Origin of the sequence: Amycolatopsis sp. NPDC051903, from assembly GCF_044452505.1 — a bacterium.
Lineage (GTDB): Bacteria > Actinomycetota > Actinomycetes > Mycobacteriales > Pseudonocardiaceae > Amycolatopsis.
In genome coordinates, this window is record NZ_JBITBT010000003.1 from 696873 (window position 1) to 721347 (window position 24475).

Annotated in this window: 21 protein-coding genes; 12 read left to right on the forward strand and 9 right to left on the reverse strand. The window is 71.5% G+C overall.

The features are described 5' to 3' along the window. Window positions 1–140: 140 nt before the first annotated feature. Both ACIA77_RS10905 and ACIA77_RS10910 read left to right on the forward strand, forming a co-directional pair. On the forward strand, window positions 141–545 hold the full coding sequence (locus tag ACIA77_RS10905; protein WP_395885595.1) for a hypothetical protein: 405 nt from the start codon (window positions 141–143) through the stop codon (window positions 543–545). 9 nt (window positions 546–554) lie between these two features. Further along, on the forward strand, window positions 555–1292 hold the full coding sequence (locus ACIA77_RS10910; RefSeq protein WP_395885596.1) for a TetR/AcrR family transcriptional regulator: 738 nt from the start codon (window positions 555–557) through the stop codon (window positions 1290–1292). Here ACIA77_RS10910 and ACIA77_RS10915 read toward each other — a convergent pair. Continuing rightward, a complete protein-coding gene (locus tag ACIA77_RS10915) occupies window positions 1289–2026 on the reverse strand; it encodes an SDR family oxidoreductase (protein WP_395885597.1) in 738 nt (245 codons plus the stop codon). The two genes, ACIA77_RS10910 and ACIA77_RS10915, sit on opposite strands and share 4 nt — an antisense overlap. A gap of 169 nt (window positions 2027–2195) precedes the next feature. Between ACIA77_RS10915 and ACIA77_RS10920 the strand changes: the two genes are divergently transcribed. Beyond that, window positions 2196–3071, forward strand: coding sequence for an ATP-binding cassette domain-containing protein (locus tag ACIA77_RS10920; RefSeq protein WP_395885599.1), 876 nt, complete (start codon window positions 2196–2198; stop codon window positions 3069–3071). After that, window positions 3068–3850, forward strand: a complete 783-nt coding sequence (locus ACIA77_RS10925; RefSeq protein WP_395885600.1) for a hypothetical protein — start codon at window positions 3068–3070, stop codon at window positions 3848–3850. The genes ACIA77_RS10920 and ACIA77_RS10925 overlap by 4 nt, the downstream gene beginning before the upstream one ends. Before the next feature lie 11 nt (window positions 3851–3861). Here the strand turns inward: ACIA77_RS10925 and ACIA77_RS10930 are convergent, their stop codons facing one another. The 3 genes from ACIA77_RS10930 to ACIA77_RS10940 all read right to left on the reverse strand — a co-directional run bounded on the left by ACIA77_RS10930 (window position 3862) and on the right by ACIA77_RS10940 (window position 8776). Further along, the gene (locus ACIA77_RS10930) at window positions 3862–4491 is read right to left on the reverse strand and encodes a hypothetical protein (RefSeq protein ID WP_395885601.1); all 630 of its coding nucleotides are present in this window, start codon (window positions 4489–4491) and stop codon (window positions 3862–3864) included. A 51-nt stretch (window positions 4492–4542) separates the two neighbouring features. Then, on the reverse strand, window positions 4543–7440 hold the full coding sequence (gene leuS, locus ACIA77_RS10935) for a leucine--tRNA ligase (protein WP_395885602.1): 2898 nt from the start codon (window positions 7438–7440) through the stop codon (window positions 4543–4545). 163 nt (window positions 7441–7603) lie between these two features. Then, window positions 7604–8776: an esterase-like activity of phytase family protein gene (locus ACIA77_RS10940; protein WP_395885603.1), complete on the reverse strand. Its 1173-nt coding sequence runs from the start codon at window positions 8774–8776 to the stop codon at window positions 7604–7606. Between the two features lie 65 nt (window positions 8777–8841). Between ACIA77_RS10940 and ACIA77_RS10945 the strand changes: the two genes are divergently transcribed. After that, a complete protein-coding gene (locus tag ACIA77_RS10945; protein ID WP_395885604.1) occupies window positions 8842–9264 on the forward strand; it encodes an SdpI family protein in 423 nt (140 codons plus the stop codon). Here the strand turns inward: ACIA77_RS10945 and ACIA77_RS10950 are convergent. Together ACIA77_RS10950 and ACIA77_RS10955 are read right to left on the reverse strand one after the other, a co-directional pair. After that, on the reverse strand, window positions 9261–9842 hold the full coding sequence (locus ACIA77_RS10950) for a YqgE/AlgH family protein (RefSeq protein WP_395885651.1): 582 nt from the start codon (window positions 9840–9842) through the stop codon (window positions 9261–9263). The two genes, ACIA77_RS10945 and ACIA77_RS10950, sit on opposite strands and share 4 nt — an antisense overlap. Before the next feature lie 189 nt (window positions 9843–10031). Further along, window positions 10032–11327 (reverse strand): class I SAM-dependent methyltransferase, encoded by a 1296-nt coding sequence (locus ACIA77_RS10955; protein WP_395885605.1) that lies wholly within the window; start codon window positions 11325–11327, stop codon window positions 10032–10034. Between the two features lie 207 nt (window positions 11328–11534). Between ACIA77_RS10955 and ACIA77_RS10960 the strand changes: the two genes are divergently transcribed. The 6 genes from ACIA77_RS10960 (at window position 11535) to ACIA77_RS10985 (ending at window position 19922) form a co-directional block, all read left to right on the forward strand. Next, on the forward strand, window positions 11535–12797 hold the full coding sequence (locus ACIA77_RS10960) for an MFS transporter (protein ID WP_395885652.1): 1263 nt from the start codon (window positions 11535–11537) through the stop codon (window positions 12795–12797). Window positions 12798–12913: 116 nt separating this feature from the next. After that, window positions 12914–13234, forward strand: a complete 321-nt coding sequence (locus tag ACIA77_RS10965; protein WP_395885606.1) for a hypothetical protein — start codon at window positions 12914–12916, stop codon at window positions 13232–13234. 26 nt (window positions 13235–13260) lie between these two features. Next, the gene (locus ACIA77_RS10970) at window positions 13261–14640 is read left to right on the forward strand and encodes a TNT domain-containing protein (protein WP_395885607.1); all 1380 of its coding nucleotides are present in this window, start codon (window positions 13261–13263) and stop codon (window positions 14638–14640) included. Next, window positions 14641–16887 carry an ADP-ribosylglycohydrolase family protein gene (locus ACIA77_RS10975; protein WP_395885608.1) on the forward strand — a complete coding sequence of 749 codons (2247 nt, stop codon included), beginning with the start codon at window positions 14641–14643 and terminating at the stop codon, window positions 16885–16887. It begins immediately after the preceding gene. A 29-nt stretch (window positions 16888–16916) separates the two neighbouring features. Beyond that, window positions 16917–17990, forward strand: coding sequence for an ADP-ribosylglycohydrolase family protein (locus ACIA77_RS10980; RefSeq protein ID WP_395885609.1), 1074 nt, complete (start codon window positions 16917–16919; stop codon window positions 17988–17990). Between the two features lie 42 nt (window positions 17991–18032). Continuing rightward, window positions 18033–19922, forward strand: a complete 1890-nt coding sequence (locus ACIA77_RS10985) for a TNT domain-containing protein (protein WP_395885610.1) — start codon at window positions 18033–18035, stop codon at window positions 19920–19922. Here the strand turns inward: ACIA77_RS10985 and ACIA77_RS10990 are convergent. From ACIA77_RS10990 to ACIA77_RS11000, 3 genes are all read right to left on the reverse strand, one after another. Beyond that, complete coding sequence (locus ACIA77_RS10990) at window positions 19908–20753, reverse strand: class I SAM-dependent methyltransferase (RefSeq protein WP_395885611.1); 846 nt, start codon at window positions 20751–20753, stop codon at window positions 19908–19910. The two genes, ACIA77_RS10985 and ACIA77_RS10990, sit on opposite strands and share 15 nt — an antisense overlap. A gap of 125 nt (window positions 20754–20878) precedes the next feature. Beyond that, window positions 20879–22219, reverse strand: coding sequence for a sensor histidine kinase (locus ACIA77_RS10995; protein WP_395885612.1), 1341 nt, complete (start codon window positions 22217–22219; stop codon window positions 20879–20881). A gap of 185 nt (window positions 22220–22404) precedes the next feature. Next, complete coding sequence (locus tag ACIA77_RS11000; protein ID WP_395885613.1) at window positions 22405–23850, reverse strand: CCA tRNA nucleotidyltransferase; 1446 nt, start codon at window positions 23848–23850, stop codon at window positions 22405–22407. Between the two features lie 112 nt (window positions 23851–23962). Between ACIA77_RS11000 and ACIA77_RS11005 the strand changes: the two genes are divergently transcribed. Next, complete coding sequence (locus ACIA77_RS11005; RefSeq protein ID WP_204092385.1) at window positions 23963–24469, forward strand: NUDIX hydrolase; 507 nt, start codon at window positions 23963–23965, stop codon at window positions 24467–24469. Window positions 24470–24475 lie beyond the last annotated feature (6 nt).

Genomic DNA, 24475 nt, shown 5'->3' on the forward strand with positions numbered 1-24475 from the left:
ACCGGAGAGGGCATCGGGTCGCCGGCGCCGATCACGTAGCCCCCCGAGTGATCGGCGTCGGCGGCGCCCCGGGGTTTCCCTACCGCGTTCGGCGGATGGCCGGGTGTTTACGCTGCTCACCCGCTCGTAGCGTCCGCGTCATGACGGTTCTGGACTGGAAGCGCACCCTCTACGCCCTCCTCGCGCTGCCCTTCGGCCTCGCCGGCGCGCACGAGTGGCTCGCGGCGCGGCTGCTGGGCCGGGCGCCGCGCGAGGGGACCCCTCGGTACCTGGCGGCAGCGGGTGTGAGCGTGGTGGCGCTCCCGCTCTCGCTGCTCGTGGCGTTCCTCGGGTGGCGGATCGCCACGTACGGCCTGTTCTGGGACCCCGCGACGGCCGGTGAATCGTGGGGCGGACCGTCGCTCGCGGGGGCCTGGCTCGTGCACTTCTTCTGCGCGCTGGGCCTGACCGTGGTGGCGATGTGGGTGCTGCGTCCGCTCACCGACCTGCAGTCCCGGCTGTTCTCCGGCCGCGTTGGTGCGGGAACGAGCGCGCCGACCACCTAGAATGTCCGGATGAGCAGCCCCACGCGAAGGGGCCGCGCGCGAGCGGCTACCGAGCAGGACATCCGCCGGACCGCCCGGAAACTGCTGGTCGAACAGGGTCCGGACGCCGTGACGCTCCGGGCGATCGCCCGGGAGCTGGGGATCACCGCGCCGGCCCTGTACCGCTACTACGAATCCCGCGACGACCTCGTCGAGAACCTGCGCCTGGACGTCTGCGCCGACCTGGCGGCCGAGCTCGCCGAAGACATCGCCGTGCTCTCGGACGACGGCATGCTGCAGCTCTTCGCGATCTGCAAGGGCTTCCGCCGCTGGGCGCTGACGCACACCAAGGAGTTCACGCTGGTCTTCGCCTCGCCGACCGGCGGCGTCGGCACCACGGCCGGCAGCGCGCTGCACCGCCTCGACGAACCGTTCGGCCGCATCTTCCTCGCCGCCGCCGGCCAGGTGCTCGCCACGCACGACCTCGTGATGCCGCCCAACGACGTCGTCCCGCCCGAGCTGCGCGACGACCTCACCGCGTTCCAGAGCGAACTGCTGACGGTGCTGGCCGAATCAGGCCGCGCCATCGCCCCGGAAAAGCTGGACCTGGGGCTGACGTACCTGATGATCCAGTTCTGGGCCCGCCTGTACGGCCACGTGACCCTCGAGGTGTTCGGCAACTACCCGATCCCGGTGTCGAAACCGGACGTGCTCTTCGAGGCCATCCTGACCGACCTGGCCCGCGACGTCGGCCTGTACTCCGGTTAGGCCGCGTGCCCGCCGTCGACGGACAAGGTCGCGGCGGTGACGTACGAACCCGCCGGGTCGGCCAGGTACGCGACGGCCTCGGCCACTTCACCGGGCTGCCCGTAGCGCCCGACCGCCGTGAGTGACTTCTGGTCCGCCGCGTACGGCCCGTCGGCCGGGTTCATGTCCGTGTCGGTCGGCCCGGGGTGCACGAGGTTGACGGTCACGCCGCGCGGCGCGAGCTCCCGCGCGAGCGCCTTGGTGAGCCCGACCATCGCGGACTTGGTCATGGCGTAGAGCACCATCCCGGGTCCCGGCACGCGGTCGGTGACGCAGCTGCCGATGGTGATCACCCGTCCGCCGTCGCCGAGGTGCGCGGCCGCGGCCTGCGTCGCGAGGAAGACGCCCCGCACGTTCACCGCGAGCAGCCGGTCGAGGTCCGCCAGCCCGGTTTCCGCCACGGGCGCCACGAACCCGACGCCCGCGTTGTTGACCAGCACGTCCAGCCGGCCGAACTCCGCGACCGTCGTCTCCACGGCCGCCCGTGCGGCTTCGGCGTCCGCGCTGTCTGCCGCGATCGCCAGGGCCCGTCGCCCGGTCGCCTTGATCTTCTCCACCACCTCGGTCGCGAGCGCGGTGGTGGCGACGTAGGTGATCGCCACGTCGGCGCCTTCCTCCGCCAGCCGCAGCGCCGTCGCCGCCCCGATCCCGCGGCTGCCGCCGGTCACCAGCGCCACCTTGCCGTCGAGCTTCATCCCCAGATCTCCTTCGTGGGAGCCGTGTTTCGGACTGGCTCCATCGAATCGGCCCGGGTGCGGTGGTGCTGGCGCGTTTCGGCCGTGGCACTCGATGGTTCTGTTCCGCGTTCATCCGGACACGGGTTGTGACAAACTCTCCCGGGGATCTTGAACGGGGAGGGCCGGGGTGCTGCACGTCCAGGGGCTGGTGAAGGTCTACGACGGCCGCCGGGTGGTGGAGAACGTGTCGTTCGCGCTGCAGCCCGGCACGGTGACCGCGTTCCTGGGGCCGAACGGCGCCGGGAAGTCGACCACGCTGCGCATGATGTGCGGCCTCACGCGGCCGACCGCGGGCACGGCGACGATCGCCGGGCGGCGGTTCGCGGAGTGGCCGAACCCGGGGCACGTGGCGGGGGTGCTGCTGGACGCGTCGGCGGTCCACCCGGGACGCACCGGGCGCCACCACCTCGTGAACGGCGCCAAGCTCCTGCGGCTGCCCGCTTCGCGCGCCGACCAGGTGCTGGCGCAGGTCGGGCTGAGCGACGCCGCGAACCGGCGCATCGGCAAGTACAGCCTCGGTATGCGCCAACGGCTCGGGCTCGCCCACGCGCTGCTGGCCGACCCGCCCGTGCTCATCCTCGACGAGCCCATCAACGGCCTCGACCCCGAAGGCATCCGCTCCACGCGCCAGCTCCTGCGCGCCTACGCCCAGCGCGGCGGCACGGTGCTGCTCTCCAGCCACGTGCTGTCCGAAGTGGACCAGACGGCCGACCGCATCGTGATGATCGGCCGCGGCCGCGTTGTCGCCGACGGTCCGCTCTCGAGCTTCGCCGGCCCGGCGCGCACAGTGGTGCGGACCACCGATGTGCCCAAACTCGGCACCGCCTTGCAGCGCGCGGGTCTCGACGTCCACCAGACCGGCCCGGACGCGCTCTCGGTCGCCGCGCCCACGGACCGCGTGTCGGAGATCGCCTTCGCCGCGCAGGTGCGCGTGCTCGGGCTGGCCGAAGAACAGCAGAACCTGGAAGAGCTCTTCTTCCGCCTCACGGGAGGTCCTCGGTGATCCCGACGCAGACGCCGCTGCAGCAACAACCCGCGTGGGCGGCCGGCGCGTCGAAGCGCGCGTCGTTCGGCACGGTGGTCGGTGTCGAGCTGCGGAAGTTCACCGCCACTCCGGCCGACAAGATCCTGCTGATCGCCGCCCCGATCGCACTGGTGCTGCTCTCGCTCATGCTGATGGTCGACCCGTTCAACCCGGTGACCATGCGCAAGCAGCTCGGGACCGTGGTGATGACGGTGCGCCTCGCGGCGATCCTCGTGAACGTCGCGCTGGTCAAGCTGATCGCGAGCGAGTGGCACTACCGCAGCGCCCAGCCGACCCTGCTCGCTCAGCCCTCCCGGCTGCGGTACGTGCTGGCCCAGGGCACGATCGCCGTCTTCGCCTGGGTGCTGATCGTCGGGCTGCACATCCTCATGACCTACACGTACTTCGCCGGTGTGCTCGACGACCACGACGCCGCGAACCTGCTGACCATCCGGCTCGGCACCACGATCGGCGTGTGCCTGATCGGCTCGTTCCTGATGACGTTGCTGGCGGTGTCGATCGCCTGGTTGATCCCGAACACCGCAGGCGCCATCGCCACCTACTGCCTGATCTCGATCCTCTTCGTGATCGTGCAGGCCAACCAGGACTTCGCGGGCTGGGTCGATCCGATCGAACCGGCGCGGCAGCTCGCTGGCTTGTCCGCGCACGGACCGATCGCGCTGGCGACGGCGCTGGTTCTCTGGCTCGGCGTGACCGCGCTCGGCATTTCCCGCGCCGCGCGGCGGGAAGCCGCCTAGCAGCTTCAGACCTAACGCCCCAGCGACCCGCCGCCCGGGTCGACTGCGGTGAGGTAGTCGCCCGCGAGTTTCCGCACGGTGGGGCAGTACTTGTCGGCCATCGCGCGGTGGCCGGCGACGGAGTCGTCCGAGCTGTGGCGGTACTGGTAGCCGAGGTCCAGGGTGAACGGCAGCGGAGAGCCGGTGTTCACCGTGATCTGGCAGCCGTTGGAGCTGACGGTGGTGACCGCGTAGTAGCGGTCCAGCAGGACCTCGCGGCGCAGGTGATCGGTGATGCCGGACTCGCCCAGCCACGCCTCGACCCAGGGGTTTTCGTGGCCCTCTTCCTGCTTCGGCTGCTGCAGCACGAGGAAGCCGTTGTCGGCGATCGGCACGATGCAGCTGCGCGTGGAGGTGTCGGTGACCGGCTGCTGGATCGCGGCGAAGTCCTTCACCAGGTCGGGGTGGCGCACGAACTGGTCGCACGTGCCCGCGAAGAGCGCGGGCCGAGTGGTCACCGTCGGCAGCTTGTCGTAGGCGACCGAGTCGGCCGGGAGCGCCGGGGCCGGCTTGCCCGGGGCCGGAGCCGGGGCGACGGTGCAGCCGGTCAGCGTGAGGGCAGCGGCCAGCGCCGGCAGGACGGTGAGCGATCGATTACGCACGGCGAGCACGTTACCGGCCCGGGCCCGCGGCCCGGGCCGGAACGCACCGATTCACAGGACGATGTTGACCAACCGGCCCGGGACCACGATGACCTTGCGCGGCGTCTTGTCGCCCACCAGCGCGGCGACCTTCTCCTCCGCCAGCGCCGCCGCCTGCACGGCGTCGGAAGACGCGTCGGCCGGGACGGTGACGCGGGCGCGGACCTTGCCGTTGACCTGGATCGGGTACTCGACCGAGTCGTCGACCAGGTACTTCTCGTCGACGACGGGGAACGGGCCGTGGACCAGGGAGTCGGCGTGGCCCATGCGGTGCCACAGCTCCTCGGCGACGTGCGGGGCCAGCGGGGCCAGCAGCAGCACCAGCGGTTCCGCCACCTCGCGTGGCGTGCCGGCGCCCGAGCCGTACACCTTGGTCAGGTGGTTGTTCAGCTCGATCAGCTTCGCGCCCGCCGTGTTGAACCGCATCTCCGCGTAGTCCTCGCGGACGCCGGCGATGGTGCGGTGCAGCAGCTTGCGGTCGGCTTCCGTCGGGTCGTCGGCGGACACGCGCAGCTCGCCGGTCTGCTCGTCGATCAGCAGGCGCCACAGGCGCTGCAGGAACCGGTGTGCGCCGACGACGTCCTTGGTCGCCCAGGGCCGCGACATGTCCAGCGGGCCCATGGACATCTCGTACACGCGGAAGGTGTCGGCGCCGTAGGTGTCCGACATCTCGTCGGGCGTCACGGCGTTCTTCAGGCTCTTGCCCATCTTCCCGTACTCCTGGGTGACCTCCTCGTCACCCAGGAAGAACTTGCCGTCGCGTTCCACGACCTCGTCGGCGGGCACGTAGATGCCGCGCTTGTCGGTGTAGGCGTAGGCCTCGATGTAGCCCTGGTTGAACAGGCGGCGGTACGGCTCCTTCGACGACACGTGGCCCAGGTCGTACAGGACCTTGTGCCAGAAGCGCGAGTACAGCAGGTGCAGCACCGCGTGCTCGACACCGCCGACGTACAGGTCCACCCCGCCCGGGTCGTCGACGCCGTGCTCGGCCGGGCGCGGGCCCATCCAGTAGGCCTCGTTCTCCGGCGCGCAGAACACGTCGGGGCTGTCCGGGTCGACGTAGCGCAGCTGGTACCAGCACGAACCCGCCCACTGCGGCATCACGTTGGTGTCGCGGCGGTACTGCTTCGGCCCGTCGCCCAGGTCCAGCGTGACCTCGACCCAGTCGGTCGCGCGCGACAGCGGCGGCGACGGCTCGGAGTCGGCGTCCTCGGGGTCGAAGGTCTTCGGCGAGTAGTCGTCGACCTCCGGCAGCACCACGGGCAGCTGGTCCTCGGGCAGCGCGATCGGCAGGTTGTTCTCGTCGTAGACGATCGGGAACGGCTCACCCCAGTAGCGCTGGCGGGCGAACAGCCAGTCGCGCAGCTTGTACTGCACGGTGCCCTCGCCGGAGCCGCGCTCCTCCAGCCACGCGATGATCGTCTTCTTCGCGTCGGCGACGCCCATGCCATCCAGCGACACGGTGTCGTTGGCCGAGTTGATCGCCGGGCCCTCGCCGGTGAACGCCTCGCCGTCGAAGCCCTCGCCCGGGTCGACGGTGCGGATGATCTCCAGCTCGAACTTCGTGGCGAAGTCCCAGTCGCGCTGGTCCTGCGCGGGCACCGCCATGATCGCGCCGGTGCCGTAGCCCATCAGCACGTAGTCGCCGATGAAGACCGGGATCTCCTTGCCGTTCACCGGGTTCACGGCGTACGACCCGGTGAAGACGCCCGTCTTGTCCTTGTTCTCCTGACGGTCCAGATCGGACTTGCGTGCGGTCGCGGCCCGGTACTCCGCGATGGCGTCGGCCGGGGTCTTCGCGCCGCCGGTCCACGTCTCGGGGTGCTCGCCCGGCCACTCGGCGGCGGTCAGCTCGTCGACCAGCGGGTGCTCGGGCGCCAGCACCATGTAGGTGGCGCCGAACAGCGTGTCGGGCCGGGTCGTGAAGACCTCGATCTTCGCGTCCCCGGAAGCACCGGCGGCGAACGCCACGCGCGCGCCCTGCGAGCGGCCGACCCAGTTGCGCTGCATGGACTTGACCTTCTCGGGCCAGTCCAGCAGGTCCAGGTCGTCGACCAGGCGATCGGCGTACGCGGTGATCCGCATCATCCACTGGCGCAGGTTCTTGCGGAACACGGGGAAGTTGCCGCGGTCGCTGCGCCCGTCGGCGGTCACCTCTTCGTTGGCGACGACCGTGCCCAGGCCCGGCGCCCAGTTCACCGGCGCTTCGGAGATGTAGACCAGGCGGTGCTCGTCGATGACCTTGCGGCGCTCGACGTCGCTCAGCTCGCTCCACGCCCGGCCGTCGGGCGTCGGGCGGTCACCGGCGGCGAACGCCTTCTCCAGCTCCTCGATCGGGCGCGCCTTGCCGGCCTGCTCGTCGTAGTAGGAGTTGAAGATCTGCAGGAAGATCCACTGGGTCCACTTGTAGTAGTCCGGGTCGATCGTCTCGATCGAGCGCCGCTCGTCGTGGCCCAGGCCGAGCCGCTTCAGCTGGCTGCGCATGGTGGCGATGTTCGCCTCGGTGGTGGTGCGCGGGTGCGTGCCCGTCTGCACCGCGTACTGCTCCGCCGGCAGGCCGAAGGCGTCGTAGCCCAGCGTGTGCAGCACGTTGCGCCCGATCATGCGGTGGTAGCGGGCGTAGACGTCGGTGCCGATGTAGCCCAGCGGGTGGCCGACGTGCAGGCCCGAACCCGACGGGTACGGGAACATGTCCTGCACGAACAGCTTGTCGGACGGCACCGGCGCGCCTTCGACGGCGAGCTCGCCGGTCGGGTTCGGTGCGTGGTACGTGCCGTGGTCGGACCAGTGGTCCTGCCAGCGCCGCTCGATCTGCCCCGCCAGCTCCGCGGTGTAGCGGTGCGGCGGGGTGTTGTCGGCGTCGGGCGCGCCTTCACCCGGGGGCGAGGTGGACACCGTGGGCTCAGTCATCGCCGTCTTTCCTCCGTGTCGGACCGCTCCAGAAACAACTCGACCCCTCAAGCCCGAAGGCATGAGGGGTCGCCGCGCCGGCCGGGCCCATGTCTGGCCGGGTCAGCGCGGCAGGCCGAGGAGCAGCCGAGCCGTGTTCATGGAACCCATTTTAACGTGGGGGTCAAAGCCGTTCCGACGGGACCGCCAAAGCGATGACCTGCGTCACCTGGCTCGCGGAGAAGTTGTTGTCGCTCACGAACACCAGGCTGCGCTCACCTCCGGGCAGCGCCGGGCCCCAGGTCATGCCCTCGACGTTGTCCACAGCAGGCAGGCCGAAGTCCGACAGGTCCGCGATGAGCTTCTTCGTCACGGGCTTGATCCCCTTGGCGCTGCCCAGCGAGTTCACGTTCAGCACGTTGGTCGCCCCGGACGTGTCGATCTCGTACACCCGCACCTTGTTGCCCACCCCCGTGACGAACGAACGCTCCATCATCAGGAACTTCGTCGGGTCGAGCTGGCTCACGGCGAGCATCGAGGACACGCCGGTGTCGGCGAACGCGTCGGCGGGCACCGGGGTCGCGAACAGCTTCTCCTGCGGGTACGCGTACTGCGCCAGCACCTGGCCGGTGCGCGCCTGCAGCGTGATCCGCGACAGCGCGCCCGACGTCGGGGTCGGCGGCGGGCCGTCCTGCAGCAGCGGCGCCTCGACCTCGCTGGCCAGTAGCGAGCCGAAGCCGGTGAAGCTCAGGCCTTCGAGCACGTAGTTGCGCCGCGGGCCGGCGTCCGCGGTCATCTTCTCGTCGGCGGGCAGCGGCAGATCGCGCACGTAGTGCCCGTCGCGGGTCGCCTCGCGGATCGACGGCTGGATCACCGAACCGGCGAGCCGGTCGCCTTCTTGCGACCAGACGTAGTCCCCGGTCCACGGGTCCACGCGCAGCTCTTCGGGGTCGATCGTCTGCTCGTTCTGCGGCGCCGACGGGTCGTTCTGCGCGAGCGGCGGGTACGGCGTGCCGTCGGGGCGCAGCAGCGGTTTCGTGCCGGTGAAGGTCACAGGCCCGAGGTGGTGGGCGTCGAGGCTGAACTTCGCCGTGTAGAAGCGCGCGGGGTTGATCGCGGACCGGTCGTCGCAGATGAACGCGTAGCCGCCGGTGCGCGGGTCGAAGTCGATGGAGGACAGACCGCCGACGGTCGTGCCCTGGAACTGCAGGGCGTTGGGCACGATCTGCTCGCCGATGAGGCGGATCGGCCGGTCGTGGCTGCCGGCGGCGCTCGCGGCGGGTGCGGCGAGGAGCGTGAGCGGCAGGGCCCCGATCAGGGCAGCGGTGAGAGCACGGCGTCGCTTGGACGAAGACATGGCGTGAAGCACAACGGATGAGGGTATCCGCCACGTGGCCGGGAGATCACGCTTATCCTCGTGGGGTGTTCGCTATCGCGCTCGTTCCGATCGTGCTGGGTCTCGTCGTCGGCTGGGGTGGTTTCCTCGGTTTCCGCGAACGGCTGACCCGGGCCGGCGGTGCCGGTGTCCGCACCGAAGCGTCGCTGCGCAGCGAAGAAGCCTTCAAACTCGCGAACCGCGTCGCGAGCGTGCCGACGCTCGCCGGCGGCGCGGTGGGCCTGGTCGCCGGGCTCGCGGGCCTCGCGACGGGCACCGCGGCGGGGCTGATCGCCGCCGCGTTCGTCGGCGTGCTGGGGATGTTCGCGCTGGTCGTCGGCGGTGGCGTGCTCGGTGCCCGCGCGGCGCTGACCGTGCCCGCGCCGGCTCCGGCCGCTCCCGCGGGCTGCGCCGGGTGCGCGTGCGGCGCCGGCGGCTGCGGCGTGTTGCAGAAGGCCGACGAGGCCTAGTTCCGCTGCAGGTCGCCCGGGTGGGTGGCCAGCAAGGCGAGCGGCACGCCCTGGCGGCGCAGCACCTGACCCCACAGGTCACGGCTGGGCGAGGCCAGGATGTCGCTCGGCAGCGCGGGCACGATCACCCAGTCCTCGCGCTCGATCTCGCCCGCGAGCTGACCCGAGTCCCACCCCGCGTACCCGGCGAAGACGCGCACGCCCCGCACCTTCGGCACCAGCACGTCGGGATCGGTGTCGAGGTCGACGAGCGCCACCGGGCCGCGCACGGCAATGACACCCGGCACGCTCGCCGCGGTCTCGCCGGTGCGCAGCGCGGCCAGGCACAGCGCCGTCTTCTTCTCCACGGGACCGCCGACGAAGACCGACTGCGGCTCGGCGACGTGCCCGCCCCAGTTGGGCAGCACGTCGTTCACGGGGACGTCGCTCGGGCGGTTGAGGACCACGCCCAGCGTGCCCTCGTCGCGGTGATCGATCACGAACACCACGGTCCGCTTGAAGTTCGGGTCGAACATCGTGGGGGCGGCGACCAGGAGCGTTCCCGGTTCAACCTCGGCGTCCGCTGGCACGCTGACAATGATCCCACTTCCCGTCGCGAGAATTTCCGGTGGCACGGGAACACCAACCACACGTGCCCCGTTGGGAACAGTGGGCCGGCGCACTCCGTGTCCCCCGGGCTCACTGAAGAACAGCCTTTGTGGAATACCGTTCGGCTGGAGCCACACTGCGCCAAGCCGCCGAGAGGCGACCAAGTGCGCCGGCCCCCTTCACTTCCCCCCGTGCCAGGTGCGCGGGCGCAGCGGCAGACCCGAGGTGCCCGCCTCGGGGGTCCGCACCGCGAGGACCTGGTTGACCCCGATGTCGTTGCGTTCGAACGCGAGCGCGGACGCGGCCATGTACAGCCGCCAGACGCGGGCGCGGCCGGGTCCGGTGAGCGAGACCGCGCGGTCCCACTGCGCTTCCAGGTTGGCGACCCACCGGCGCAGGGTGAGGGCGTAGTGCTCCCGCAGCGCCTCCACGTCCCGCACCTCGAACCCGGCGCGTTCCAATTGCGTCACGGTCGTGCCGATCGGCGCGAGTTCGCCGTCCGGGAAGACGTAGGCGTCGATGAACCCGTTGAGCTGGTACGAGGATTCGTCCTGCAGTGGCCGCCGGCCGATCTGGTGGTTGAGCAACCGGCCGCCGGGTCGCAGCAGGGCGTAGAGGTCGCGGGCGTACTCCAGGTAGTTCTCGGCGCCGACGTGTTCGGCCATGCCGATGGAGGAGATCGCGTCGTAGGGACCGTCGGCGACGTCCCGGTAGTCCTGCACGCGGATCTCGACGCGGTCGGTCAGCCCCTCGGCCGCGACGCGCTCGCGGGCGTACGCGGCCTGCTCCTCGGAAATCGTCACGCCGACGACGTGCACCCCGTGCTCGCGGGCCGCGTGCAGCGCCATCGAACCCCAGCCGCACCCGACGTCGAGCAGGCGCTGGCCCTCGTGCAAGCCGAGCTTCGCGCAGACGAGTTCGAGCTTGTCGCGCTGGGCTGACTCGAGGGTGCCGCCGTCCTGCCAGTAGGCGCACGAGTACACCATCGACGGGCCGAGCACGAGCTCGTAGAAGTCGTTGCCGACGTCGTAGTGGTGACTGATGGCCTGCTTGTCACTGCGGCGGGTGTGCAGGTGGCGGCTTCGGCGCACCTCCTCCAGGGGCGGCGCGGGCGGCAGCGGCGGCCAGGTGAGGCGGACCAGCTCGCGGATCGCGCCGCGCACCTTCGGATCGCGGAGCGCGCTCACCACGCTCCCCGCGTCGTCACCGCGGTCCCCGATCAGCTCGGCCACCGCCTCGAGGGCGACGTAGAGGTCACCCTCCAGCTCCAGGTCGCCTGACACCCAGGCCCGGGCCAGGCCCACTTCGCCGGGCTTGAACAGCACTCGACGCAAGGCGCGGCGGTTGCGCAGGACTAGCGCGGGCGCATCCGGTGGACCGGCCTGGGAACCGTCCCAGGCCTTGATCCGCACCGGACACGGCGCTCCCAGCAACCGTTCGGCAACACTGACCAGCCGCGACGCGGCGTCAACCATGTCCACACCCTTTCCGAAGCGAGGAGTCCGGATGTCCCCTCCACCACGTCAACACCTGCGGTGCCCCACCGCAGTCCCCCATCGGCATTAAAAACCTCGGTGAACGTTCAGAAGCACCCCCGGCGCAATGCGCTCGTAAGGACCTTCTGGGGGGGTTCGCCCGGTGGCTAGGCTTTTCCCGTGACGATCAGCGCGACGACGGAGCGGATGGGACCGAAGCTCCTGGTCCGCGATCGCGAGTTCCGGCGGTTGCTCTACACCCGGTTCGCCGCGCAGTGGGGCGACGGGGTCTACCGGGCGGGCCTCGCGGGTGCCGTGCTGTTCAACCCCGAACGCGCCGCCGATCCGATGGCCATCGCCGAGGGCTTCGCCGCGCTGTTGCTGCCCTACTCCCTCGTGGGACCGTTCGCGGGCGCTCTGCTGGACCGGTGGGACCGCCGGCGCGTGCTCGTGTTCGCGAACCTCCTGCGCGTGTTCGCCATCCTCGCGTCGGCCGTCGCCGTCGGCGCGGGCGTGGGCGGACCGGGGCTGTTTTCCCTAGCGCTGCTGGCCGAAGGCCTGTCGCGCTTCATCGGCTCGGGGCTGTCGGCCTCGCTGCCGCACGTGGTGCCGGCCGCGAGCGTCGTGTCCGCCAACGCCTTCGTGACCACGCTCGGCTCGGCCATGGCCGTGGTCGGCGGCGGGTGCGCGATCCTGCTGCGCGCCGTGTTCGGTGCCGGCAACCTCGGCTCGGCGGAGACGACGGCGTTCGCCGCGCTCGGGGCGGTGGTCTCGGCGCTCATCGCGCACCGGTTCACGCGCGGAATCCTCGGCCCGACGGTGGTGGACGAACCGCCGAACCCGTTCCTCGCCGTCGCCCACGGGCTCGCCGACGGCGCCCGTCACGCCTGGCGCGCACCGAGCGTGACGGCCGGTTTCATCGCGCTGTTCGCCCACCGCGCGGCCTACGGCATCTCGTTGCTGGTCACCGTGCTGCTGATGCGCAACTACTTCACCGACGACGGCGTCTTCCGCGCCGGTCTGCCCGGGCTCGGGCAGATGGCCGGGCTCGCCGGTGCCGGCATCCTCGTGGCGGGGCTGCTCACCCCGCGGCTGATCCGCGGGTTCGGCCGGCTGCGCGCGATCGTCGGCGCGCTGGCCGTGGCCGCCGTCGCGCAGTCGGCGCTCGGCCTGCCGGTGGTGCTGCCGCTCGCGCTGGTGGCGTCGTTCCTGATCACGGGCGCGGGGCAGGTGCTCAAGCTGAGTGTGGACTCGTCGATCCAGCTCGACGTCGCCGACGAGGCCCGCGGCCGCGTGTTCGCGCTGTACGACACGCTGTTCAACGTCACGCAGGTCGCCGCCGTCGCGATCGGCGCGGTGTTCGTGCCCGACACCGGGTACTCGCCGGGGCTGATGATCGCGGCCACGGCCTGCTACGTCCTCGGCGGCGCCGGCTACCTCGTGGCGCGCCGCCGCGCCACGCCGAACTGATTCGCTGCCGCAAACCGTTGCATCGAACGGGGACTGTGATCAAGATATTGGCATTAGGGTGATGCATGACCCGGCCGGGTGAACCCCGGTGAGTTCGCTAGACACGGGGGGCAACCGTGAGCATCGCAGGGGACGACCGCGCCCGTCTGGACGTCGCTCCTGCCGTCCTGACCTCGCCGGACGGCCTGGTCCGGGCGACGGTCGGCGCCAACGGCGCGCTCGGCCGGCTCGAATTCGCGCCCGACACGTTCGAGCGCACGACGCCCGCGCAGCTCGCGCACACCGTCCAGGCATTGGTGCAGCAGCTCGCCGAAGCTCCGGTCACGGACGGCCAGCCGCAGCAGATGCCGGCACCGCGGCCGACGCCCCGCCGCGTCCGCCCGCGGACCGTGCCGCCGCGCAGCGCCCTGCCGCAGAACCGCCGCCGCGGCTCCTGAGGCCGCGTCCGGATGTGCTGAATCCCGTGGAACCACTCTCCGAATCCGAGCAGCACGCACTGCTCGTCGAGATCGGCCGGCTGATCCGCGCCCACTCACCCGAGCCCAGCGCGCCCGCCGGGATCGGCTTCGCGCAGGTCGGCGGCCACACCGAGGTCCAGCCGCGCAACAGCGAGGCGAGCGAGGACGTCACCGGCAAGTTCGAGGCGCTGCGCGCCGGCATGTACCGGCAGGGCCGCGGCACGTGGCTGCAGGCCCGGTTCGTGCTCGCGCCCGACGGCACGTTCGACTTCGACTTCTACGTCGACGGCGACCCGCAGTGGAGCACCCCCGCCGAAGCGGACGCCTACCGCGACGAGCTCGAGACGTTCCCCCGCGACGACGAGCACATCCCCGACTGGTGGCGCCTGCGGGTCGGCCTGGCGCTCGGCGTCCGGTTCCGCCGCGCCCGCCCCGCCGAGGTGGGTGAGGAGCGCGAACCGCTGTCCGACGAGGAGCTGGCGCTCGTGCTGCAGTACCTCGAGCGCGAAGCGCTGGTCGGCGACGCGCACCGGACCGACGGCACGTGGCTGTGGCCCGAGACCGTGCCGCACCAGCTGCGCCGGCACGGTATCGCGCCCGAGCCCGAACTCGTCGCACACATCCGTGAGCTGGGCTTCCAGCCGCCCTACGTCGAACCCCTCGTGCGCCGCACCGCCGAAGCCGACCTGCTGGGACAGCCCCGGCCGCGGCCGGGCGCCGAGGACGGGCAGCGGACCGAAGGCGACGTCGCGGCCGAGCTCGAGACCAGCGCCGACCCCGAGCTGAGCGACGAACAGCTGCTCGTGGTCCTCGTGCAGCGGCTCGGCTCGTTCGGTGTCTGGCCGCAGGCGTACCGGATCGGCGCCGCCGAAGCCGGCAAGTGGTGCCTGACCCGCGGCGAAGCCGGCTGGACGGTCACGTCGGCCACCGGTGCCGAGCAGACCTTCGCGCACCTCCCGGACGCGGCGCAGCAGCTCCTCGGCGCCCTGCTGCTGCACCCGGCCCGGCTGACCGGCGGGCGCGAGACCCCGCTGGAGACCGCGAAAGAGGTGGACGACTGGCCCATCCAGCCCGCCGCAGGTGACCCACCCCTCACGCTGCTGCGCAACAAGAGACTGACGCGACTGCCCGAAGGTACGGTCGTGCTGCGCTTCGGGGAGGAACCGGGCAACCTCGTCCACCACGGCGAGGTACGGTTCGCCACGACGTCACTGCCACTCGAACGGGAACGGGTGGCGCACACCTACCGGCTGAGGCGGTCACTCCACGTGGTCACCGGCGTCACGGTGCCCTGGGCCAACCTGCCGGGCGGCGCGGTGGCGTACGTGCTGCCCAAGCCGATCGCGGAGCACGAGTCCGACGGAAGCCTGGAGAGGATCGAGTAGGTGGAAGCGGCGGAAGCGATGGAGAAGGTCGGGCACTGGCTGCGCGCCGTGCACGGCCCCGACGTCTCCGGCCCCGGCGGGCTGCGGGTCGACCAGGAGCGGGTGCTGCGCGTCCCCGAAGGCTGGTCGATCCCGTACAACACCGTCGCGTTCCTCGACGACGGCCGGCCGGACAAGGAGCTCTTCCCCACGCCGTCGGTGGTCGTGCGCGAGCCGGACGGCGAGCTGCGCCAGGCACCCCCGAGCCCAGGAGGCCTGAGCATCCCCGTGGCGTTCCCCGGCCAGGAGAGCTGGCGCGAAGTCGTTGACCCGGAGTACGTGAAGGCCGGTTTCGGCGAGCTGGGGGTGCCGCTGCACGCCGTGGCCGGCTGGGTGAAGGTCGACAACGACGGCCAGCAGACCGGCGACGAGCGCGAGAACCCCGAGTACAAGGCCGGCCCGATCCGCCGCGGTTACCCGAAGCCGCAGAACACGCTCGAGACGCTGCTCGCGTTCGCCAGCGTCGGGTGGCTCTCGCGCGAGCAGCTGCTGATCGGCCTGCTGCGCTGCGACGTGTACGTGCCGCTCGACCTCAAAACCGGGGCCACCGACCGCTTCTACTTCAGCGAAGAGCGCAACGAACTGCGCGTCTTCAGCGACACCCGCCACTTCCCGCCGCGCGAGCACGCCTGGTGGCGCGTGGACCTGGCGACGCTCGCCGAGTTCGAGCACCCGCCGAACCTCGTGATCAACGGCGGTCCCGCGACGTTCGAAGACGTCACCGGTGAGGAGCTCACGGCCATCGCGGGCCGGTTCCCGCGCCACGAACCGCGCATCGACCGGCACGGGCGCTGCCCCGAAGCCGAGAAAGACCTGGAGCGGCTCACGGCCGACACCGCCACGAGGATGGGGCTCGAGGAACCCGTCGAGCCACCGCTGGTCGCCGCCGAGAAGGCCCGGCGCCACGGCTTCGAGCTGACCGCCGAGGAGTGCCAGCGGACCGTGCTGGGCCAGTCGTGGCTCAAGCGCCTGGCGATGACGGAGCCGCCGCGCAGCAAGCCCAACGACTGGCGCGCCAACGGGCTCGTCCCCGGCTGGGACAACCAGGGCCACGTGGTCCCGCGGCTCGACACGTTCGGCAAGTTCCCCGACCACGACCTCGAGAACTTCCGCTACGGCTGGCAGCGCGTCATCGGCGCGTACGTCGGCTTCGCGCTCGGTGAGGCGCTGGGCCTGGCCGTGGACCGGATGCGGCTGGACGAGGTCGTCACCCAGTTCGGACCCGAGGGCGTGACCGACCTGCCCACGGCGTTCGACCAGCCGGGCCGCATCGGCTCGCTGACGCAGCGGCTGCTCTTCTACACCGAGGCCGTGATCCGCAGCCCGCACCGCGAGCAGCCGGAGTCGCGCGACGTGGAACAGCAGTTCCCCGCCGTGGTGCGCGGCGCGCTGATGCGCTGGCTGCACACGCAGGGCGCGCCGTACGACGAGGCCGACGGCTGGCTCGTGAAGGTCCCGGACCTGCACGTCCGCCGCACGGCCGACGACGCCGAGCTCAACGCCTACCACGCTCTCGTGACCGGAAACCCGCAGGCCGTGGCACTGACCGGCCCGACCGCGCTCATCGGCGCGCTGCCCGCCGTGCTCACCGCGGCCGGCCCGGGCACGGGTTTCAGCGGCGGGGTGCGCCAGGCCGTGCGCGACCTGGTGAGCGTGACGCACCCGCACGAGGAAGACGTGTCCGCGGCGACCTACCTGGGGTGGCTGTTCGAGCCGGTGCTCACGAAGGACGCGTTCAGCTACCCCGTGTGGAACCTCTCGCGCGAGATCCTCACCGACCACAACACGACGTTCGGGACCGGTCCGGAGTGGATGGCGGTCAAGGCGATGGTCGCCGAGGCCGTGCCGTTCTTCGGCGAACACGGGTTGCCCGACCTGCGCATGCCCGAGCTGATCGGCGACGGCCAGAGCACGCTGTCGGTCATCGGCCGCGCCTTCGCCGCGCTGTCGGGCTTCGAGAACTACCCCGAGCAGGCGCTGCTGCGCGCGGTCAACCACTCGGGCCGCAGCGCGCTGACGGGAGCGATCACCGGCGCGTTGCTCGGCGCCCGCGTCGGCGTGCCGGGGCTGCCGCAGAAGTGGGTGGAGCAGCTGGAGCTGCGCCACCTCATCGAGCAGCTCGCCACGGACGCGTTGTGGCACTTCGACCGCCGCTCGGCGCTCAGCGTGCTCGGCGAGGAGTGGGTGCAGCGGTACCCGCGGCGCTGAAGCCGGTGCCGCACGAAGAAAATGGTGCCATGGAGGCACAGCGGCTGAGGGGCTGCCTGCTCGCCGGCGCGATCGGCGACGCGCTCGGGGCGAAGACGGAATTCGACACGATCGACCGGATCCGGGAGCTCACCGGGCCCGCGGGGATCACCGACTACCTGCCCGCGTACGGCGGCGAAGGCCGCTTCACCGACGACACGCAGATGACCCTCTTCACGCTCGAAGCGCTCATCCGCGCCCACGCGCAGCAGCGGCGCACCGGCAGCGCCGACGTCGTGCACTCCCTGCAGGTCGCCTACCAGCGGTGGCTGCACACGCAGGGCGTGCCGTGGGTGCAGGCGCGCGGCCCGCACTCCGCGCTCGCTGCGCCCGACGGCGAACTCGTGACGCACCACGAGCTGTTCAGCCGCCGCGCGCCGGGGCTCACGTGTTTCGGCGAGCTGGAGGCGTACGGCCGCTCCGGTGTGCGCGGCAGCGTCACGCGGCCGGTGAACAACTCGAAGGGCTGCGGCGGCGTGATGCGCGTGGCGCCAGTGGCGCTGTGGTCGGCCGACCCGGCCGAGGTCTTAGCGCTCGCCGCGGAGTGCGCGGCCCTGACCCACGGTCACCCGAGCGGGTATTTGTCGGCGGGTGCGTTCGCGGTGATCGTGCAGCGGCTGCTGGCGGGTGAAGCGCTGCCGTCCGCCGTCGCGACCGCGCGCGCCGAGCTCGTGCGCCACCCCGGCCACGAGGAACAGGAAGCCGCGCTGGCGCAGGCGCTCGCGCTGGCCGGGCCGCCGACGCCGGAGCGGCTCGCGGAACTCGGCGAGGGCAACGTCGGCGAGACCGCGCTGTCGATGTCGGTGTACGTGGCCCTGACCACCGAAGATCCCGGCTCGGCCCTGCTCGCGGCCGTGAACCACAGCGGTGACAGCGACTCCACGGGCTCGGTGTGCGGCAACCTCGTCGGCGCGATGTACGGCGAAGCGGCGCTGCGCCAGAGCTGGCTCGACCGGCTCGAACTGCGCGACGTGATCACCGGACTGGCCGACGACGCGCTCGCCGAATTCGGTCCGGACTCACCGAGTGACGACCGTTGGTTCGCGCGTTATCCGGTCGACTAAGTTCTTTCCGGGTCCGCAGGGGGATTTGGGGAGGAACCTGACGTGCGTTACCGGGTAGAGGCGGGAGACCGCCCGGACGGCTTGTACGCGACGCTGGACGACCGCACCTTCGCGGCCGAACGGTCGACGACGGACGGCACGCTGCTGCTGTCGGTGCTGCCTGACGAGGAGGTGCCCGACGATTTCGACCGCGAGCACGAGGGCCGCCCGGCCCGGGTGGTGCTCGCGACCGAGGTCCCGGCCACCTTCACGCTCAGCACGTTCTGCGAGTTCGACGACGAGCTCTTCGAAGTCGCGCCCGGCGAGCAGAAGGAGCTGACGCTGCGCTGGACGCAGCACGACCGCGTGCGCGCGCAGCAGCTCGGCCTCACCGATTTCTCCACGACCGTCGAGGCCAAGCGCGTGACCGGGCTGTGGCAGGTCCGCCGCGACCAGGGCGAGCGGCGGCCGGACTTCGACGCCGACCACGGCGCGCTGCTGCGCGGGATCGGCCGCACGCTGCGCGCGGTGCCCGGCGGCTGGACGCGCGTCGCCGCGCAGTTCCGGCAGGTCGGGGACTACGCGGAGCTGGAAGTCCGCGCGGTCGGCGACGAGATCGGGCCCGTGTCCGTCGCGCTGCCCGCGCCGCCGAAGCTGAGCGCGCTGTTCGCGCAGCTGCGCGCGGCGATGTACGAGCCGGACACCGGCACGTGGTTCCAGGGCACGTTCACGCTCGACACCGAATCGCAGTTCGACTTCGACTTCGACGCCGAGCGAGAACCCACCTGGCGGGTGGCGCCGAACGACGGCGGGCGGCCGGCGCAGTCGTACGCCGTGGAGCTCGCGATCCACCCGCGCCCGCCGAAGCAGGTGCCCGACTGGCTCGCCGCGAAGGCCGGCCAGCCGCTCGACGTCGCGTTCCGCCACGCGCGCGTGGTCGACGCCCACAACGAGAACGAACGGCCCGTGGTCAACCGGCCGCCGGTGCCGCCGGACCAGGTGCGCGGGGTGCTCGACTACCTGTTCCGCGCGCCCGTCGTGCTGCACCGGCCGCAGCCGCAGCACGACATCTTCACGCCCGGTGCGCCGCCCGACGTGCCGCACGCCTTCCACACGGACGGCACCTGGATCTGGCCCGCCGCCGTGCCGCACTACCTGCGCAAGTACGGCGTGCCGCCGGAGGCGGAACTCGTGGACCACATCCGCGCGGCGGGGTTCCGGCCGCCGTTCGTGCGCGAGCTCGTGCGCGCGACGGCGGAAGCCGAGGTGCTCGACACCCCGCGCCCGCCGCGGTCGGCGGCCGAGCTGCCCGACGAGAGCCGCCTGGCCCGCGCGATCCGCGACGGCGACCTCGGCCGCGGCCTGCACGCCGCTGAAACGCTGAAGCTGCTGCAGCAGCGTCTGGTCGAACAGGGGGTGCCCGCGAGCGCGTACCGGATCGGCGCGAACGAGGTGCCCTCCGACGGCGTGTGGACGCTGCGCCGCGCCGAGAACGGCTGGGAGGTCTCGTGCCCGCCGGACGCGGAGCCCGTCGCGTTCGGCCGCATCGCCGAGGCCGCGCGGTTCCTGCTCGGCACGTTGCTGATGCTCCCGCCGCGCAGCGGCGACGAATCCGACCAGCCCGCCGACTGGCCGATCCTGCCGATGCGCGGCGAGCCACCGCTCAACTTCTACCGGGGCAAGCGCGTGGTCGCGCTGCCCGCGGGCACGACGGTGCTCCGCTTCGGCGGCGACGGCGGCAACCTCGTCCACGCGATCGACACGCGGTTCGTCGAGACGTCCCTGCCCGCCGAGCGCGAACGCGACCGCCACGAGTACCGCGTGCAGCGCACGTTGCGGGTGCTCACCGGCGTGACCGCTCCGTGGGGCCCGCAACCCGGTGGGGCGACGGCGTACCTGCTGCCGCGGCCGATCGCGCAGCACGTGGAAGCCGGGTCGCTAGCCCTCGTGTGAGCCACTCGCGGTGATCAGCACGGCGGGCGACCACCAGTAGTCGGCAAGGGGTGCGACGGTCACGTCGGTGAACCCGGCGAGTTCGAGCTGCGCGGCCCACTCGGCCGCGGGCTGCTCCCAGTTCGTGCGCTCGGCGCCGGCGGCGACGCCGAGCAGCACCGGCACCAGGAAGCCTTGCGCGACAAGGGAAGCCTGCTGACCGTATTCGGCGACGCCGCGCTCGTAGCGGGTCACGAGCGAGCCCAGGAACTCGCGGGACCCCTCGTCGAGCACGGGGATGTCGAACTCCGCCAGCACGAGCTTTTCCGTACGCGGCCTCAGTTCCCGCAGCACCGCGGCTCGTCCGGTGGGCGCGATCGACTGGAGTGCGAACGTCGATTGGGCAAGGTTCCACGTGGAACCGTTCGCCGCGAGGAAGCCCTGGGCCGTGGCCTCGAACCGGTTGGCCTCGGGCACGTCGACAGCCGCGAGCAGCGCCGCCGACGGTTCCACCAGGTCGATCCGCGCCGGGCGGACCGACGACTGCGCGAGCGCCGGCGCCACGGCCAGCCCGTCGCCACAACCCAAGTCCAGCAACGACTCCGGCTTCCGCCGCTCGTACTCCGCCGCCAGCGCCGCGCTCAACCGCTCGTACAGCTCGACGTTGCCGCCGCCGCGGATGAACGCCGTGAAGGCCGCCGGCTGGTCGTACACCGGGCCGGATCCGTCGGTGTCCAGGTACGTCGAAAGCTGCTCGCCCAGCGGCGTTTCGGCGCGAGCGGCCAACGCGGCGGCGCCGGCCGGGTCGCCGGAGCGGTACGCGACGAGCGCGTCGGTCAGGAAATCGGTCACCCGCTCATGTTTACCGATCCGACCAAAAGCAGGCGGACCCCGGGCACTGCGTAACCGTTGCTACGCAAGCTCGATCGCCGTGACTGTGGTCGGATCGGTAAACGACCGGCGCAGTATCAGGTCTGTCAGAACGGCACCCACAACGTGACGCGCGTGCCGCTGCCGGGCGTCGACTCCACCAGCGACGTGCCGCCGACCTCCGAGAGCCGCGCGGTGATCGACTGGCTGATGCCGAAGCCGGCCGGGCGCGCGTCGGTGCTGAAGCCCTGGCCGTGGTCGCGCGTGATCACGGCGATACCGCCGTCGCGCTCTTCCACGCGCACCACGACTTTGTCCGTGCCCGAGTGCTTCATCGTGTTGCGCAGCGACTCGCGCACGGCGTCGCGCAACGCGATCTGCCGGACCTCCGACAGCGTGTCCTCGTCGAGCTCCGCGATCACCAGCTGCGCGCGCAGGCCGTCGCGCCACATCTCGGCCGCCAGCGCCGCGAGCTTCTCGCCCAGCGGCCGCGAAGCCTCGGCGTCACGTTGCGCGGCCGCGGTTTCGATGGTCTGCCGCAGCTCCATCGCCTGGGCGCGAGCCAGCCGCTGCACCTCGACGAGCCGGTCCTCCGATTCGCCGGTGCCCCCGAGCGAGATCGCCTCCAGCGTCTGCAGCACGGTGTCGTGCAGCATCCGGTGCTGCTGCGCGCGCTCGGCCAGCCGACCGTTGCGGATGCCGTACGCCAAGGCCAGCCGCGTGCCGAGACCGAGCAGGATCAGCGCGCCGATGCCGGTGAACAGCACGCCGAACATCGTCGGGTAGAGCGACCAGGCCTGGGCGAAGTTGGCCGTGCCGCCGTTGAGGAAGTCCGAGAGCAGCCGCACGGGCAGGCTCAGCGCCGCGAGCGCCAGGCCCGAGGGGATGCCGACGGCCAGCGTGAGCAGCGCGATGTCGCCGAGCAGGTGCTTGTCGGCCACGCCGAGCGCGTCGTGGAACACCGCCGTCGGCACGGTCAGGCCGATGACCAGCTGGAACGCGACGGTGACGACCAGGTCGGCGATCAGCAGCCGCGCCGCGAGATCGGTGCGGAACGGCGACGAGCGCAGCATCCAGAAGATGCCGAAGCCGCTCATCACCATCGAGAGCAAGGCGACCACGGCCACCGGGACGACGCCGGTCGAGCCGTGCGCCGACACGAACGCGCCGAAGGCACCGGGCACCGCGACGATGCGGTAGGCGAGCGGCACGAGCACCACGTAGCGCGCGGCTCTCAGCAGCAGGCCGTCGTTGTACCGGGCGTCGACGGGTCCCGCCATGCGCGAGATCCGCTTGAACGCCCGAAGTGGCGTCGGGTCGGCGATCTCGTCGGTGAGCCCGGTCGTCGCCGTCGCGAGCGCGGGGGTGCCCCGGCGCAGCAGCGTGACGAGGAAGCTCGAGGTGCGCGACGGCCGACCGTCCTGCTCTTGCGCTGCCTGCGCCGTCATCGATCTCCCCTGGTCGGGGCGCGCCCCCACCGGCCGCCCGGGGCAGCGAGTATTCCCGCTCGCCGGGTCGCGTTCCAGAGACCAAAGGGGGATCTTGGCGGTTTCGCGATCACGAATTCGACTCGTGTTCGCCCGGCCGACGGGCCGGCCACTCCGCCGTGCTCACCCGTGCGCGGACCGCGAGCTCACTCCGAAGGCGAAATCCCCTGCGCCGCGGCCCACTTCTTCAGCTCGGCGACGGCCTCGTCGTGGTCCAGCGGACCGCGGTCGAGCCGCAGCTCCTTGAGGAACTTCCACGCCTGGCCGACCTGCGGGCCCGGCTTGAGGCCGAGCAGCCGCATGATCTCGTTGCCGTCGAGGTCGGGGCGGACGCGGTCGAGGTCCTCCTGCTCCTTGAGCCGCGCGATGCGGGTTTCGAGGTCGTCGTAGGTCGCCTGCAGTGCGGCCGCCTTCTTGCGGTTGCGCGTGGTCGAGTCGGCCCGCACGAGCTTGTGCAGCCGCGTCAGCAGCTCGCCGGCGTCGGTGACGTAGCGGCGCACGGCCGAATCCGTCCACTCGCCGTTGGCGTACCCGTGGAACCGCAGGTGCAGGAACACGAGCTGGGAGACCTGCTCGACGATTTCCTTCGAGTACTTCAGCGCCCGCAAACGCTTGCGGGTCATCCGCGCGCCCACGACCTCGTGGTGGTGGAAGCTCACGCCGCCGCCCGGCTGGTACTCGCGCGTCTCCGGCTTGCCGATGTCGTGCAGCAGCGCGGCCAGCCGCAGCACCAGGTCGGGCTCCGACGTCGGCTCGTGCGAGGACTCCAGCGCGATCGCCTGCGCCAGCACGGTGAGCGAGTGCTGGTAGACGTCCTTGTGCTGGTGGTGCTCGTCGATCGCCAGGCGCATGCCGGGCAGCTCGGGCAGCACGAACTCGGCCAGGCCGGTGTCCACGAGCAGCTCCAGGCCCGGCCGCGGGTCGCGGGCGAGCAGCAGCTTCGTGAGCTCCGCCTGCACGCGCTCGGCGGTGATCCGCTCGATCTCACTCGCCATCGCCGTCATCGCCTCGACCACGCGCGGCGCGGCGGTGAAGCCGAGCTGCGCCGAGAAGCGGGCGGCGCGCAGCATGCGCAGCGGGTCGTCGGCGAACGACTCCTGCGGCGTCGCCGGGGTGTCGAGCACCTTGAGGCGCAACGCGTCCATGCCGTCGTGGGGGTCGATGAACGTCTTGGTGACCAGGTCGATCGCCATCGCGTTGACCGTGAAGTCGCGGCGCAGCAGGTCGCCTTCGATGGTGTCGCCGAAGGTGACCTCGGGGTTGCGGCCGACGCGGTCGTAGCTGTCGGCTCGGAACGTGGTGATCTCGAGCGTCATGCCCTTCTTGGTGACGCCGACCGTGCCGAACGCGATGCCGACGTCCCACACGGCGTCGCCCCACTCGCTCACGATCTGCAGCACCCGGTCCGGCCGCGCGTCGGTGGTGAAGTCGAGGTCGCTCGAGAGCCGGCCGAGCAGTGCGTCGCGGACGCTGCCACCGACCAGGTAGAGGCTGTGCCCCGCACGCGCGAACCGCTCCGCCAGCTCGTCGGCCAAGGGGGAGACTCGCATCAGCTCCGTCACCGCGTTCTGCTGGGCGACCACGTTGTTCACTTCGATCCCACCACTAATACCAACGGGAAGGGGCGCCGTTACTACGGACGCCGTCGGACACGGACACGGAGAGCCAGCGTACCTGGGCAACCGTTTGCTCTAGCATCGCAGCATGCCTGGATCTGCCGGCCGCGCCGGAGCGCCGAAGCCGCGCCGTCGGCGCCGGCGGCAGCGCGGCAGGCGGCTGACCACGGTCGACGAGACGTCAGCCGGCGGACTGGTGGTCGACGCCGGGCGGGAGCACGCGGTGCTGATCGGCCGGCTCGACCGGCACGGCAGACTGCTGTGGTCGTTGCCGAAGGGCCACATCGAGGACGGTGAGACGGTGGAGCAGACCGCGGTGCGTGAGGTGAAGGAGGAGACCGGCATCTCCGCGCAGGTCCTGCGCCCGCTGGGCACCATCGACTACTGGTTCGTGGCCGAACGACGCCGGGTGCACAAGACCGTGCACCACTTCCTGCTCGAGTCGACGGGTGGCGAGCTCTCCGACGAGGACGTCGAAGTCACCGAAGTCGCGTGGGTGCCGCTGGCCGAGCTGGAGACGACCCTCGCCTACGCGGACGAGCGCAAGCTGGTCCGCCGGGCCAAAGAACTTTTCGCGCACGACGAGCGCGCCTGAGAGGGA